The sequence below is a fragment of the Nonomuraea sp. KM90 genome (genome assembly GCF_052246675.1).
Classification (GTDB): domain Bacteria; phylum Actinomycetota; class Actinomycetes; order Streptosporangiales; family Streptosporangiaceae; genus Nonomuraea.
In genome coordinates, this window is the sequence record NZ_JBQQCB010000046.1 from 34,136 (window position 1) to 48,713 (window position 14,578).

Consider the following 14,578-nt stretch of genomic DNA (forward strand, 5'->3'; position numbering starts at 1 on the left):
GGCGTTCGGAAGGTCAGCGCGGGGTGTGGACGACGGGGTCGGCGACGTCGTGGGCGCGCAGGTGGCCGCACATGCCCCAGCGCTCCTGCGGCGGGCTCTCCATCAGGGCGGACTCCAGGAGGTGGGCGCCGTCGCCGCGCTCCAGGGCGTCGAGGACCTCGGCGGTGCGGCGGGTCTGCGCGGCGACCGTCGCCTCCCAGGTCTCCCGCCAGCCCGCCGCCTTCGGCCGGACCAGGGCTACCGCGCTGTCGTAGAAGCGCCGCACCGCCTCCGGACCGCCCTCGGCCAGCCGCAGGAAACCGGCCACGGCCAGCTCCCGCCGCCGCGCGACCGCCTCCTCGACCCCGACGGCGGGCAGGGCCGCGGCCTCGCGGTACCGGGCGGGATCGGCGACGACCTCCGGCGGGAACGTCATGACGGCGTCGCCCGCCTCGGGCAGCCCGGCGTTCGACATCACGACCACCACCTCCAGGCCGCCCCCATTTCCGGCGCGGTTGACGGCCCGGTGGATGGTGCCGGGCGTGAACCACACGGTCGAGCCCGGACCCAGCTCCGTCTCGCGCAGGCCGTTCACGTCGAGCGTCTGCAGCGCGCCGTGTCCCCCGACCACGACGTACGCCTCCGTGGAGGCGGTGTGCAGGTGCGGCGTGCCGCCCTCCAGGCCGTCGGCGCAGGCCCCGGTGTAAACGGTCAGCCGGCTGACCGACGTGCCGCCGGGGAACGTCATCGCAGCACGTCCCTGCCCTGCTTGGCGAGCAGCGCCGTGCCGTCCTCGCCCCGGTCGCCGTCGGCGATCACGACCGCGTACCGGAAGCGGATGGTCTCGCCGTCCGGCAGCGGCACCTCCTCGCTGAAGAACGGCGCCGGGTTCAGGCAGGCGAAGTGCTCGGTGCGGGCGAACCACCGCGGCGGGTGCCGCGGGTTGGCCGCGTCGTCGACCATGACGATCGTCGAGTGGTCGCCGCTCTCGTCGTGCCGGCCGCGGAAGCCGAACCACTCGGCCCGCAGGCCGCGCAGCTCGTCGCCGCCCGCCCCCTGCGGGGACTGGATGACGCCGTCGGTGAACGAGCGGGGACCGCGCCAGAACAGGCCGCCGTAGCCGGCGTTCTCGCGGCCCTTGGTGGTCGGGGAGCCGAAGTCGATCGTGGCGCCCGACACGTTCGTCATCTCGGTCTCGAACAGCAGCGCCCAGGTAGCGTCGTCGATCAGCGTGGCGGCCAGCCCGCGCCGCTCCTCGATCACCGGGTCGCCGGACTGCGCGGTCCAGCCGAGCGTGTGCCCGATCTCGACCCGGTCCGCGGCGGCCGTCAGCGTGGTCATCTCGCGGTGCGTGGCGCTGCCGTTGTTGTCGAGCTGGACGTACTCGCCGGCGACGTACGTCGGCCCGCCCCAGAAGTTGTGCTCGCCCACGCACGGCAGCGACCAGGCGATGCCCTTGTGCCAGACATGGTCGTGCGGCCGGTAGAGCGACACCAGGGCGCCGCCCCGGGTGCGGATCGGGTGCAGGTACGGCTTCGGCGACTCCAGCACCGGCGTGTCCGGGCTGTAGACGTAGGTGAACAGCTCGACGTCGCCCGCGGTGACGGCGACCGACCGGCCGAGCTCGTGGGTGGCCCGCAGGGTCACTGGTTCCTCCAAGGGGCGCCCGTGCCGTCCATGCGGCGGGCGAACGGGTTGTCGGCGGTGATCTGACCGGCGCGCACGCGCTCGCCGGTGAAGGCGGAGGCGTACAGGGCGGCGATGAACTCCATCGTGCGCCGGGTGTCCGAGGCGGTGACCGGCGGCGCCTGGCCCTGGTCGAGCGCGTCGAGCACGGCGGCCAGCCAGCCGCCGTGGCCGCTGGACCCCTCGCTGCGGTCCGCGGCCCAGAGGGGCCGCACGTCCTCCTGGCCCGGGGCGGGGGTGACGGTCCAGTGGTCGTCGGTGTAGCCGTACAGGTGCGCCACCTCGACCGTGGCGCGCTCGTAGTCGAAGCGCAGCTCGGAGGTCTGCCTCGGGGACACGACCGAGTTCACGACCGTGGCCACCGCGCCGCTCTCGAACGTCACCAGCGCCATCGACACGTCCTCGGTGTCCACCGGGCGGGCCTGCCGGGCGGCCACGGCGGTCACCTCGCTCCACGGGCCGAGCACCGACAGCAGCAGGTCGAACTGGTGGATGCCGTGGCCCATCGTGGGCCCGCCGCCCTCCGACTCCCACGTGCCCCGCCACGGGACCGCGTAGTAGTCCTCGTCGCGGTACCACTGGGTGACGCACGTGGCCAGCAGCGGGCGGCCCAGCGTGCCGGCCTCCGTCAGCCGCCGCAGCCGCACGGCGCCGGCGCCGAAGCGGTGCTGCAGGACGGTCGCGACGTGCCCGGCCGAGCGGCTCTCCGCCTCGATCAGGGTGTCGAACTCGGCCAGCGAGAGCGTGGGCGGCTTCTCCACCAGCGCCGTCACGCCGGCCTCCAGGCAGGCCAGGGCCAGCGGGGCGTGCAGCTGGGGCGGGGTGCACAGGTGCACGAAGTCCGGTTCCTCGGCCCGGAGCAGGTCCTCGGTGCCGGCGTAGCTGTTCGGGACGCCGTACTTGGCGGCGAACTCGCCCGCCCGCCCGGCGTCCACGTCGGCCACGGCCACGAGCTCCGCCCGGCCGCCGGACTCCGCCACGGCCTGGGCGTGCGCGTGGGCGATCCCGCCGGTGCCGACGATGGCGGCCCGGTACTTGCGTTGAGACATGTGTTCCTTCGTTGGCTGGTCGGGCTGGTGAGGGTCAGGCGCCGTCGATCTCGGCCTGCAGTTCCTTGATGAACGAGGCGGCCGCCTGCTCCGGCGTCTGCCGGTCGAACAGCACCTCTTCGGTGTGCCGCTTGATGATCGCCTCGATGGCGCTGGCGCCGTTCGGGGTCACCCTGGGGGCGGTGCCGACCTTGACCGCGTCGAGGTACTCGGCCGCCGCCTTGTCCGTCTCGCCGAGCTTCGGGGTGATGGCCGCGCGGGTCTTCCTGTTGGCCGGGACGCCGCGGTCGGTCAGCATGACGTCGGCCGCCTCCTGGCTGTTGGCCAGGAAGTCCACGAACAGCGCGGCCTCCGCCGGGTGCTTGCTGCGCGAGGAGATCGACCAGTACATCGAGGGCTTGAAGTAGGCGGCCGGGGTGGACGCCTGCGACTCGCCGGGCAGCTTGAGCAGCTTCAGCTGCGACCCGCTGGCCGCCGCCAGCGACGGGAGCTGCGTGTTCCACCAGGTGCCGAAGGCCGAGGCGTTCGTGGCGGTGCCGGACTGGTCCAGCGAGCCGCCGGCCCGCTCGATGGTCACCGACGGCGCGGGGGCGACGCCGGACTTGGCCAGGTCCTTGATGTAGGCCCAGTAGCCGGCCAGCACGCCGGCCGGGACGGCGACCTTGCCGGCCTCGTCGAACAGCGCCGCGCCGTGCTGGCGGGCCCAGATGTTCAGGCTGCCCGCGTCGAAGCCGAACGACTGCACGCCGGTGATCTTGCCGCCGCCCGCCTTCGACACCTGGTCGCCGACCTTCTTCAGGTCGTCCCAGGTCCAGGTGTTATCGTCGGGCAGCTTGATCTTGAGCTGGTCGAGCAGGCCGGTGTTGGCGACGATCGAGTACGTGGCCAGCCCGACGGGCAGCGCGTACTGCTTGCCCTTCACGATGCCGGTGTCCAGGGCGGGCTTGTCGAAGTCGGCGGTATTGAGGTGTTTCGTGGCCGTGCCGAGGTCGAGCAGGGCGCCGCGCTCGGCGTACGAGGAGAGGTAGAGCTCGTCCATCTGGATGACGTCGGGCGCGTCGTTGGCGGCCACGGTCGTCGCCAGGCTCTCCCAGTAGCCGTTCCAGTCCTTGAACTCGCCCTTGACCGTGATGTCCGGGTGCTTCTTCTGGAACAGGTCGATGACCTGCTGGGTGCGCTTGTGCCGCTCGTCGGCGCCCCACCAGGTGAAGCGGATCGTGACGGGGTCCTTCGACAGCTCCTGGCCGGCGCTCCCGCCGCCGCTGCCGCACGCGCTGAGCATGAGTGCCGCCGCGGCGGCCAGGGCGATTCTTCTCATGATGATTCCTGTTCGCGGGGGGTTACTTGCCGCCGGTCGTGGCGATGCCTCGGATGAGGTAGCGCTGGCCGACGAGGAAGGCGAGGAAGACCGGCAGCAGGGAGACCACGCTCATGGCGAACATGGATCCCCACGAGGTGGACACCGTGGCGTCCACGAACGAGCGCAGCGCCACCGGAACCGTGTACATCTCGGGGTCGGTCAGGTAGATGAGCTGGCTGAAGAAGTCGTTCCAGGTCCAGATGAAGGTGAAGATCACCGTCGTGGCCAGGGCCGGCAGCATCAGGGGCAGGATGATCCGGACGAAGATCCGGGCGTGGCCGCAGCCGTCGATCCTGGCCGCCTCGTCCAGCTCGCGCGGCAGCCCGCGGATGAACTGCACCATGAGGAAGACGAAGAAGGCGTCCGTGGCCAGGAACTTCGGCACGACCAGCGGCAGGAACGTGTTCACCCAGTCGAGCTGGGAGAACAGGATGTACTGCGGCACGATGATCACGTGGATCGGCAACATGATGGTGCCGAGCATGATCGCGAACCACAGCCGCTTACCGGTGAACTCCAGCCTGGCGAACGCGTACGCGGCCATCGAGCAGGACACCAGGTTGCCGATGATGCAGGCCAGCACGAGGATCGCCGAGTTGGCCAGGTAGTGGCCGAACGGGGAGGCGAGCGCGGTCCAGCCCTCGCCGTAGTTCTGGGTCTGCAGGCTGTCGAGGATCAGGCCGGGGCGGCGGAAGATCTCGTTGTCGGGGCGCAGGGAGCTGACCACCATCCACAGCACGGGATAGAGCATGACCAGCGCCAGCAGGATGAGTGCGGCGTGCTTGACCGCCTTGCGAAGGTCAGTCATCGTAAACGACCCAGAATCTCGCGGCCCAGAAGTTGACGGCGGTGAAGCCACCGATGATCACCAGGAGCAGCCAGGCGAGGGCGGAGGCGTATCCCATGTCGAAGTTGCCGAAGCCGCGCTGGTACAGGTAGAGCGTGTAGAACAGGGTGGAGTCCGAGGGGCCGCCGCTGCCGCCCGAGACCACGAACGCCTGGGTGAACGACTGGAAGGCGTGGATGACCTGCAGGACCAGGTTGAAGAAGACGATCGGTGACAGCAGCGGGATCGTGATGCTCCTGAACTGCGTCCACCTGCCGGCCCCGTCGGTGGCGGCGGCCTCGTAGTACATGGCGGGGATCTGCCGCAGACCGGCCAGGAAGATCACCATCGGCGCGCCGAACGTCCACACGTTGAGCACGATCAGCGTCCCCAGCGCGCTGTCCGGGTCGGAGATCCAGCCCTTCCCCTCGATGCCGAACGCGCCGAGCACCTGGTTGAACAGCCCGTCGGCGCCGAAGATCTGCTTCCAGAGCACCGCGATGGCCACGCTGGAGCCCAGCAGCGACGGCAGGTAGAACGCCGAGCGGTAGAACGCCAGGCCGCGCAGCCCCCGGTCCAGCAGCAGCGCCAGGCCGAGGGCGCAGACGAGCTGCAGCGGCACGGAGACGACGACGTAGACCAGCGTCACGCCGAGCGCGTGGTGCAGGCGCTCGTCGCCGAGCATCCGCGTCCAGTTGTCCAGGCCGTTGAAGACCGGCGGCTGGATCAGGTTGTAGTCGGTGAAGCCGAGGATCAGGGAGGCCACGATCGGGCCCGCCGTGATGAGGAGCAGGCCCACGAACCAGGGCGCCAGGAACGCGAAGGCGGCCCTGTTCTCCTTCTTGCCGCCGAGGGTTCCGCCGCTGCCTCTGCGCATGCGCTGCAACTCGCCGAGAGCGCTCACGCGGGACTCCTCGACGCGATCATTCGTGACCTCCTGTTACCAAGAGGCGGGGGGTGGCCGCCTTGGGAAAACGTATTCCGCAGTTTGCATGCCTGTTACGCGAGCGTCAAGAGTGTTACGAGGGATCCACCCCGAGTGTGACGAGATCGCCGATCACCCGGAGTGAGCGCCGCCGCGGCGGCGCCGCTAGGGGCTTCACCTGGGCGAATGTCGCCTGTGGAGTGCGTGGCGGCCCTTCGGGGGTGTGGCCTCGCGCGATCATCGTCCCGCCGCGCGATGACGGCGGCGCCTGCGGTGGCGTGGCCGGCGGGCGGCGGGCGGCCCGGAACGGAGATTACTCAGCGTGACTTTCGACGGGACGGGCGCTGTCACGGACGATCAGGTGGCCCTCCAGGGCCAGCCGCTGCGGGGCGGCCGAATCGCCCAGGGCGAAGCGGATCGCCTCCGCCCCCGCCCGCGCCAGCGGGAGCGCCACGGTCGTCAGCCGCGGCGTCACGTCAGAGGCGAGCGAAATGTCGTCGATCCCCGTCACGGAAACGTCGGCCGGCACCTCCACACCGGACTCGCGAAATCCCGAAAGAGCGCCGATCGCGATGGCGTCGTTGACCGCGAGAACCGCCTGCCCGCCGTCCATTCCGGCCCCGGCCAGTTCGCGCGCCGCGTCGAATCCGCCCTGCCGGTTGACCTCGCAGGAAATGATCCGGATATCCCGCTCGTCAACGCCTCCGGCCCGCAGTCCCGCGATGAATCCGGACGTCCGGTCGGCCATGTTGCGCAACTCCCGGGAGCCCGCGAATATCGCCACCCGCCGGTGCCCGATTTCCGCGACAAAGGCGCCCATCGAGCGCCCGGCGCCGTAATCGTCGAAGACGATCGACGAGAAAGGCATGTCCGTCTCGCCGACCATCACGACCCGCCCGCCCTCCTGCTCGTACGCGCGGAGCTCTTTCAGCAGCCGCCCCTCGGCCGCGCTCGCCAGAAAGCGGCTCGACGTGACGACCAGCGCGCGCGGGCGCAGCGAGCGGAGCACGCGGACGGTCTCGGCCTGCCGCTCGGCCGCGCCCATGGTGGACGACACGGTGACGAAGGCCCCGGCCGTACGGGCCTCGCGCTCCATCGCGGCCACCACCACGCCCATGGACGGCGTCGTGAGGTCGTCGGCGACGAGCGAGACGGAGTCGCCGGCCCGGCGCATCGCCCTGGCGGCAGCGTCCATCGTGTAGCGCAGGGCCGCCGCGGCGGCCAGCACGCGGGCCTCGTACTCGGGGGCGACCTTCCTGGTGCTGCCGCCCAGGACCCGGGAGGCGGTGGAGACCGAGACCCCGGCCGCCGCGGCCACGTCGTGCAGCGTGACCGTGGGCCTCGCCGCGTGGGGCATCCGCAGTGTCCTTTCCGAGAGCCGAACCGACCGGCAATGAAGAGTACTGTGCTCCTGCTCGCCCCGGCTGCGGCAGCGCCACATGATCCATGTCATATGGAACCGATGACACGGTGGACTAACCCGGCCGTCCCGGCGCCACCATGCTGGCGGCATGTCAATTCGCCAGTTCGGTCACAAGACCTCAAATCGTCGCGCCGTCCTCGCCTTGGCTGCGGGCCTGCTGATCGCCGCCGTCCCGGCCCAGGCGGCCGCCGCCGGCACCGACCTCGACGGGCAGGTGTTGCGGCAGTCGCTGGACGCGGTGCACGAAGCCGGCATGTACGGGATCTACTCCCAGGTACGGGACGGAGCCCAGAGCTGGCGGGGCGCCTCCGGCGTCGCGGACGTGGACACGGGCCGCCCGGTACGGCCCGACATGGTGCACCGGGTCGGCAGCATCACCAAGACGTTCACCTCGGTGGCCGTGCTCCAGCAGGTGGCCCGCGGCACGATCGAGCTCGACGCCCCCGTCGCCCGCTACCTGCCCGACCTGGTGCCCGGCGAGCGCGGCCGGCAGATCACCGTACGGATGCTGCTCAACCACACCAGCCACATCGCCGACTACGTGGGCCCGGCGTTCCCGTCGCTGCTGGAGGGCTCGGGCAGGAGCCTGGACGACAACCGCTCGCGCACCTTCACCCCGCAGGAGCTGGTCCGGCTGGGCCTCGGCGCCACGCCGACCGGGCAGCCGGGGGCCACGCCGGGGTCCTACTCCAACACCAACTACGTGCTCGCCGGCCTGCTCCTGGAGAAGGTGACGGGCATGGACGCCGAGCGGTACATCACCCGCAACGTCATCCGCAAGGCGGGCCTGCGCCACACGTCCTTCCCGCGCACGCCGCACATCCCCGGCCCGCACTCCAAGGCGTACGAGTCGCTGTACGGCCTCATCGACCCGCCCAAGGACTACAGCGTCTACGACATGTCCTGGGCCGCCACGGCGGGCGCGGTGACGTCCACGATGGACGACCTCAACCGCTTCTACCGGGCGCTGCTGCGCGGCGAGCTGATCGGCCGGGAGCAGGTCGCCGAGATGCAGAAGACGGTGCCGGTGCTGGCCGGCGGGGCGCCGCTGAACTACGGGCTCGGCATCTACTCCTACGACCTGCCGTGCGGGCGGTTCTGGGGGCACAGCGGCGGCGTGTTCGGCATGGGCACGGAGTCGATCTCCAGCCCGGACGGCGGCCGCCAGCTCTCCATGGGGATCAACCTGATGAAGTACCAGCGCCTGGACGAGAACGGCTATCCCCAGGTGAGCCCGATCGACGTGGCGACCGTGAACCACATCCTGACAGGCCTGTGCGGGCAGAGCGCGGCCCAGGCCAGGGCGGCGCAGCCGTCGTTCGTCCCGTTCGCCGTGGACGGGCTGTCGGTCAAGCGCTGAGGTGTGTCGCTGATCACCCCCTATGTGTTGATTCCTGCACAGATGATCGCGCCAGGTCTCCGTACCGTCTCTTCTGCCGGAGCACCTCGGCAGCACCGACAGGGGAGGAATTCCGAAATGCGTAAGACCTTTGCGATCGCGGCGATGGCCGGCTCGATGGCCCTCACGGGCCTCGCCCTCAGCCCCGCAGCCGCCCAGGCGGCCACCCAGTCCACCGCGACTCAGGCCACCGCGACTCAGGCCACGATCCACACGGGGACGAGCTGGGGCAAGTTCTTCTCCAGCGACCGCAAGGCGTACACGTTCGGCAAGACGTGGAAGTCCGGCGGCAAGGTCCACACGAAGTGGTACGGCGTGGACAAGGTCGGCGGCAAGAAGGGCTGGGTCTGGTTCGAGTACTACCAGAACGGCGGCTGGCACAAGTTCAACAAGTCCTGGGACGGCAAGGTCGTCGGCTCGTGGAGCGGCCGGGGGATCAAGAAGGTGTACACCTACACCTGCTGGGCCGGCAAGTTCGACAACTGCGGCAAGAAGTACCGCATCTACTAAAGGACATGTTGGACAGCTGAGGCCCGGCGAGCGCTCGCCGGGCCTCAGCGCCGTACCAGCTCCAGCACCTCCGCCAGCGCCCGCGGCGTCGGCATGATGCGCAGCGCCTCGTCGATCTCGCGCTCCGCCCACTCGCGGTGCCGCCGCTCGGCCCGCGGGTCGAGGGCCACGCGCGTCTGGTCCAGCAGGAAGTTCAGCCGGGACGCGACGAGCATCGAGAAGTCCGCCGGCTCCGTGATCCGGCCGGGCCCGCCCGCGCGGACGTACGCCTCGTACATGTCCCGCATGGCGCCGAGCTCGGCGACGGGGTCGCAGAACCAGTCGAACAGGGCCCGGGCCAGCTCCCGCCCCGGCGCGGCCGGTCCGAGCTGGTCCCAGTCGACGACCACCAGCTCGCCGCCGGGACCGGCCAGGACGTTCTCCGGATGCAGGTCGCGGTGGCAGACGATCAGCTCGGCGGGATCGGCGGGGCCGACCGCCGCGCACAGCTCGGGCACGGTGGCCAGGCGTTCGCCCAGGCGCGCCGCCCACGCCGCCCCCGACGCCGCCGCCCGCTCCCACTCGTGCGGAGCGGGGGCGCGGTGGTACCAGGCGGCGGGCGGTTCCCCGCCCGGCGCCCCGGTCGGCGCCCCGCCCGGCGCCCCGGTCGGCTCTGTCGCCGCGGCCGGCGCGCACCGGTGCAGCCGCGCGAGCAGCGCCCCGAGCTCTCCGGGAGTGGCCGGCGCCGCGAGATCGACCGGGCGCAGGTCGATCCAGTCGTACAGGCGCAGCCACGCCCCGCCGGGCGCCTCGACCACGTGGCGGCCGTCGCGGGCCGGATGGCCGGCCGGCAGCCGCACCCCGGCCCCGGCCGCCCGCCGGGCGAACGCGAGCTCGGCCTCGACCAGCGCCTCCGGCGGCGGCCCGCCGAAGATCTCCTTCAGCGCGTACGAGACGCCTCCGGCGTCCACCCGCCAGATCTGCCCCAGCGCGCCCCGCCGCCCCGCGGACACCACGGCGTCGTCACCCCACCCGAACGCCTCCCACGCGTACGCCACCAGTTCCTCGGTCACACACCAAGAGTGCACCCGGGAGCCCGCTCAGCGCTCCCCCTGCCGCACGCCTCCTCGCCACACGCCGGCGATCGCGCGGGTGGCGGTGATGTCGGCGGTCGGGTCACCGTCCACGAGCAGCAGGTCCGCCCGCAGCCCGGCCGCGATCCGCCCCCGGTCCGCGAGCCCGAAGCACCCCGCCGTGACGCTCGTCGCGGCCGCCAGCGCCTCCTCCGGCGTCAGCCCCGCCTCGGTCAGGAGCAGCAGCTCGTGGTGCAGGCCCGCCCCGTGCACCGGCCCGAACGGCGTCGCGTCCGTCCCGGCCGGCAGGGGCACGCCCGCCCGCAGCAGCGCCGCCGCCGAGTGCGAGGCGTTGACCACGCCCCGCGAATGCATGGGCACGCCGGTGATCTCGCGCTGGAACGTGGCCTTCGCCCGTTCCGACATCCGCCCGGCCGTCCTCGGGTCGCGCAGCAGCTCGGTCCCGCCGGGGTCGCCGGTGACCGCCTCGATGTAGGCGAGCGTGCTGATGACGAACGCGTCGTACGCGGCGATCCTGGCCGCCATCTCCTCCGCCCCCTCCTCGTCCACGTCCGAGTAGAGGTGCGCCAGGCCGTCGGCCCCCGCGTCCAGCGCGATCAGCGCCTCCCTGGCGGTGACCGTGTGGGCGATGACCTTGAGCCCGGCGGCGTGGCCCGCCACCACCAGGACGGCGGCGAGCTCGGGCGTGAGGACCGGCAGGTCCATGCCGGACACGCCACCGTCGTCGACGGCGATCTTCAGGTAGTCGGCGCCCTCCGCGAGCCTGGCCTCCACGAACGCCCTAGCCTGGCCGGGGTCGGCGACCGTGTCCAGGCCCGACTCCAGGCCGAGCGAGCGCATCAGGTCAGGGGTCATGAGCTGGGTCGGGTGACCGCCCGGGGCCGTGGCGATCATGCCGGAGCTGCGGAAGTCGGCCACGTCGTCGCGCTCGGCGGCCAGGCGGCGCTGGGCGGCCACGATGGGCGGCAGGTTGTTCATCTCCAGCTCGGTGGTGACGCCGAACCTCAGTGCCTCCGCCAGGTCGCCGTCGTAGGCGTGCGCGTGGGCATCCATCAGGCCGGGCAGCAGGGTCTTGCCCGTGCCGTCCACCTCGACGTCCACGGGCCCGCCCGGCTCCGCGATGCGGTCGCCGTCGATCAGGACGTCGGTGCCGGTCAGGGTCCGCTCGCCGTCGAACACTCGGGCGTTCCGGATCAGGGTACGCATGTCTCCCCCGGAGATAGTTTTACGTCGAATTAACCTCTCTTGGGATAGTACGGCGTCTAATCACTTTGGGCAAGGAAAGGGCCCGCGCCCCTCACGCGGAGCGCGGGCCCGGAGATCGATCAGTGCGAGTACGCCTGGAACTCGGCCGCCCTGACCTGATCCCGTTGCGGGCTGGCCGTGGCGCAGTCCGTCGCCGAGTTCGGGTCGGCGTCCTGCTCACCGGCGTACAGCGGGTTGCCGGTGCACTGCGTGGTGAGCGCGCGGAACATCAGGTGGGTGGCGCTCGTGGTCCGCACGTCGAACGACTTGAAGATCATGTCCGCGCCCCGCGGCCGCGGCAGCCCGGACTGGAACGCGTCCGCCGGGCTGGTGTAGATCTTCCGGAAGCTCGCCGGGTCGGCGCAGTTCGCGCTGCAGGCCAGCACCTCGAAGGAGCGCAGGCTGGAGAAGCGGTTCTGCCCGCCCGGGTCGGCCGGGTCGCCGATGTTGGGCCGCAGCATGGTGCTCACCTGCACCCTGCGGATCTTGACCGGCGCGTCGCCCGCCAGGTCCACGACCACCGACTTGCCGGCCGGCGCGCCGGTGAGCGAGGCCCAGTTCGTGGCCTCGGTCTCGTCGATCAGCCTGGCCTGGTTCACGCCGTCGCCCGTGGCCGTCGCCCCGCTCGCCGCCGAGGCGTGGTTGCGGGTCAGGGCCAGCGGGACCGGCAGCGTGATGCCGGGGACGACCGCGTACTTCAGCCGCCTGTGGCCGAAGCCGGCGCCCGCCACGACGAAGTCGTACAGGCCGGGCGTCATCTGGACCGTGTCGCCGAGCGGGGTGGCCGGGTCGGTGTCCGCGACGGGGACGACGCGGCCCTCGTAGTCGCCCACGTACAGCCGCAGCGCCGCGCCCTTCGCCTCGCCCAGCGGCTTGAGCTGCAGCGAGCCGTTCTTGCCCGCCGGGTTGACGAAGCTCGGCGTGGCGTCGGCGTCGTTCTGGCCGTTGCTGGCCGCGCCCTCGCCCAGGCCGTGCTCGGCGAACGCGCGCCACATGATGTCCTGGTTCGCGCCGCCGAAGCGGATCCGGTCCGCCGCCAGCAGCGCGTCGCGGTGATCGACGTAGCTGACCGCGCCCGAGGCCATCAGCAGCAGGGCGTCGAACGAGAGCTGGGCCCAGCGCCGGTTGCCCGGGCACCTGTCGACCGGCGTCTGACCGTCCGCGCACGCCCGCTGCTGCCTGGCCGTGCCCTGGCCGTACCGCTTGACGAAGGCCGCCCGCACGTCGAACTGGGTGGCCGACCAGATCTCGCCGTCGGCGTGCGACTGCGTGCCGACGATGTCGTAGCCCAGGTCGCTGTAGTTGAGCGGCGACTTCGACATGTCGTAGTTCCGGATGCCCGCCGCCTTGTCGCCCGTGACGTACCCGCCGGTGACGTACGGGGTCTGGCCCGAGGGACGGAAGCCGTACTCGAAGAGGTGCTCCATGGCGAACAGGTCGGAGGTGCTCTCGTTCATGGCGCCGGCCTGGGAGCCGCTCCATCCGGCGTTCGGCCCGCCGACCATGCGGCCGGAGATGGCGTGCGTGTACTCGTGGCCGATGACCGACATGTCGTAGTCGCCGTCCACGCAGGGCGCGTAGAACGAGCCGGCGATCGGCTGCCACAGGTACATGTTCGTGATCGGCGCGACCCCGTCCGGCCCGGTGATCTGGTTGGCGTTGTCGCGTACGGACAGGACCCGGGCGCCCGCCTGGGCGTTGCCCTGCTCGGGGTCGTTGCCGAGGCCGCCGCGCTCGCCGTTGTCCGCCTGCATGTTCCAGGCGGTCTCGGTGAACCCGAGCCGGTAGGACCAGTCGTGCATGCGGTTGTGCATGGCGTTCAGGTTCGCCATGGCCGCCTCGAGGTCGGCCTCGCCCGGCTGGTCGAACACCGCGGGGTTGCACTTGGCCTCGTACCAGGTGTTCTTCCAGGGGTAGGTGTAGTTCCTGCTCGGCGTGAGCACGTTGGAGCGGGTGCCGACCGTGAACGCGTCGCCGCTGGCCCGGTTCTCGAAGGTCCTGGCCGCGTTGCCGAGGCTGGTGTTCGTGGGCGCGTCCGTCGTGTGGTCCACGTCCCACGCCTTGCCCGTCCCCGGGTCGCCGCCGCTGACGTAGTCGCAGCCCGGGCCGGGCGCGAAGCACCAGGTCTGGCGGGTGTCCTTGGAGGAGTAGTCGTCACGGGGGTTGGCCGGGAAGACGGACCAGTGCGGATTGTCCGGCTCGGCGTGGTGGTCGACCAGGTTCTCCCGCGTGATGATCGCGCCGCTGACCGCGTCCACGTGGGTGGTGAAGCCCGCCTCGGCGCCTTGCGCGCCACCGATCAGGACCACCTGGTACGCGCTGTGCACCCCGTCGGGCGCCGGCACCGCCACCGGGGTGGCCTGCTTGGTGATCGCGGTGGCCAGGTCGATGCCGCCGTCCCTGGCCGCGATCTCCAGGGCCTGCTGCGCGGTGATCGCGGCGGCCGGCGGCGCGCCCGTCTCGCGCGACAGCGAGGACGTGACGTGCCTGATCTGGCCGCCCGCCACGCCGATCGCGACGAGACCGTCCACGCCGGCCGGCAGGTCGCCGAACCGCTGGCGCAGCAGCACCGCGTGCCCCGCGCCGATGGGGTTGACCGCGACCGTCTCCAGAGCGTCCACGGCCTCGGCCGCCAGCCCGAAGACGCTCTCGTTGTTCTTGAGGTAGTCCTTCGCGGCCTGGACCGGGTCGGAGCTCAGGCCCTCGGCCAACGGTTCGGCGCTGACGACGGACGCCGGGGTGCCGAGTGCGTTCCAGCGGACCTCGGCGGCGGGACCGGCGCTGCGCCGGTCGGCCCCGGCCGGGGGCGGCACCCTGCCCTGGCGGTTGTCCACATCGGGTTTGCCGTGGTTCTCCGCCTGGAAGTCGTGGATCACCGGGGCCTGCCCGCCGGGTTCGCCCCGGGCCGCCCCTGTGAGGGGTAGAAGCGTCGCGGTGGCCGCGACGCAGATGAGCGTGCTGCGTAACCAGGACTTGGTCGACACGTTTCCCTCCTGCGTGTCAGGGATGCGCAGATTGCGCGCATCTTCGCAAGAGGTAGCACCCGCATCTCGGGCTGACAAGATCTTGTTAAGTCGGAAATATGAGCGTATAAGCAGTTGAA

Annotated in this window: 12 protein-coding genes; 2 read left to right on the forward strand and 10 right to left on the reverse strand. The window is 71.5% G+C overall.

Annotation, left to right across the window (positions count from 1 at the left end):
• Window positions 1-13: 13 nt before the first annotated feature.
• The 7 genes from ACTWPW_RS34175 to ACTWPW_RS34205 all read right to left on the reverse strand — a co-directional run bounded on the left by ACTWPW_RS34175 (window position 14) and on the right by ACTWPW_RS34205 (window position 7,182).
• Window positions 14-727, reverse strand: coding sequence for a cupin domain-containing protein (locus ACTWPW_RS34175; RefSeq protein WP_443171041.1), 714 nt, complete (start codon window positions 725-727; stop codon window positions 14-16).
• Window positions 724-1,626 carry a DUF6807 domain-containing protein gene (locus ACTWPW_RS34180; protein ID WP_375111660.1) on the reverse strand — a complete coding sequence of 301 codons (903 nt, stop codon included), beginning with the start codon at window positions 1,624-1,626 and terminating at the stop codon, window positions 724-726. Before ACTWPW_RS34180 ends, ACTWPW_RS34175 begins: the two co-directional genes overlap by 4 nt.
• The gene (locus ACTWPW_RS34185; protein WP_375111661.1) at window positions 1,623-2,714 is read right to left on the reverse strand and encodes a Gfo/Idh/MocA family protein; all 1,092 of its coding nucleotides are present in this window, start codon (window positions 2,712-2,714) and stop codon (window positions 1,623-1,625) included. Before ACTWPW_RS34185 ends, ACTWPW_RS34180 begins: the two co-directional genes overlap by 4 nt.
• 34 nt (window positions 2,715-2,748) lie before the next feature.
• Window positions 2,749-4,032: an ABC transporter substrate-binding protein gene (locus ACTWPW_RS34190; RefSeq protein WP_443171042.1), complete on the reverse strand. Its 1,284-nt coding sequence runs from the start codon at window positions 4,030-4,032 to the stop codon at window positions 2,749-2,751.
• Between the two features lie 22 nt (window positions 4,033-4,054).
• A complete protein-coding gene (locus ACTWPW_RS34195) occupies window positions 4,055-4,882 on the reverse strand; it encodes a carbohydrate ABC transporter permease (protein WP_375111663.1) in 828 nt (275 codons plus the stop codon).
• Complete coding sequence (locus ACTWPW_RS34200) at window positions 4,875-5,777, reverse strand: carbohydrate ABC transporter permease (RefSeq protein ID WP_443171066.1); 903 nt, start codon at window positions 5,775-5,777, stop codon at window positions 4,875-4,877. The genes ACTWPW_RS34195 and ACTWPW_RS34200 overlap by 8 nt, the downstream gene beginning before the upstream one ends.
• Before the next feature lie 361 nt (window positions 5,778-6,138).
• Complete coding sequence (locus ACTWPW_RS34205) at window positions 6,139-7,182, reverse strand: LacI family DNA-binding transcriptional regulator (RefSeq protein ID WP_375111664.1); 1,044 nt, start codon at window positions 7,180-7,182, stop codon at window positions 6,139-6,141.
• A gap of 154 nt (window positions 7,183-7,336) precedes the next feature.
• Between ACTWPW_RS34205 and ACTWPW_RS34210 the strand changes: the two genes are divergently transcribed.
• Both ACTWPW_RS34210 and ACTWPW_RS34215 read left to right on the forward strand, forming a co-directional pair.
• A complete protein-coding gene (locus tag ACTWPW_RS34210) occupies window positions 7,337-8,608 on the forward strand; it encodes a serine hydrolase domain-containing protein (RefSeq protein WP_443171043.1) in 1,272 nt (423 codons plus the stop codon).
• A 117-nt stretch (window positions 8,609-8,725) separates the two neighbouring features.
• On the forward strand, window positions 8,726-9,157 hold the full coding sequence (locus ACTWPW_RS34215) for a hypothetical protein (protein WP_375111666.1): 432 nt from the start codon (window positions 8,726-8,728) through the stop codon (window positions 9,155-9,157).
• 44 nt (window positions 9,158-9,201) lie between these two features.
• On the opposite strand, the gene ACTWPW_RS34220 is transcribed toward ACTWPW_RS34215, so the two are convergent.
• The 3 genes from ACTWPW_RS34220 to ACTWPW_RS34230 all read right to left on the reverse strand — a co-directional run bounded on the left by ACTWPW_RS34220 (window position 9,202) and on the right by ACTWPW_RS34230 (window position 14,459).
• Window positions 9,202-10,209, reverse strand: a complete 1,008-nt coding sequence (locus tag ACTWPW_RS34220) for a phosphotransferase (protein ID WP_443171044.1) — start codon at window positions 10,207-10,209, stop codon at window positions 9,202-9,204.
• A gap of 27 nt (window positions 10,210-10,236) precedes the next feature.
• Entirely contained in the window at window positions 10,237-11,436 is a 1,200-nt protein-coding gene (locus ACTWPW_RS34225; RefSeq protein WP_443171045.1) for an amidohydrolase family protein, read from the reverse strand.
• 119 nt (window positions 11,437-11,555) lie between these two features.
• A complete protein-coding gene (locus tag ACTWPW_RS34230) occupies window positions 11,556-14,459 on the reverse strand; it encodes a M36 family metallopeptidase (protein ID WP_443171046.1) in 2,904 nt (967 codons plus the stop codon).
• Between the last annotated feature and the right edge of the window lie 119 nt (window positions 14,460-14,578).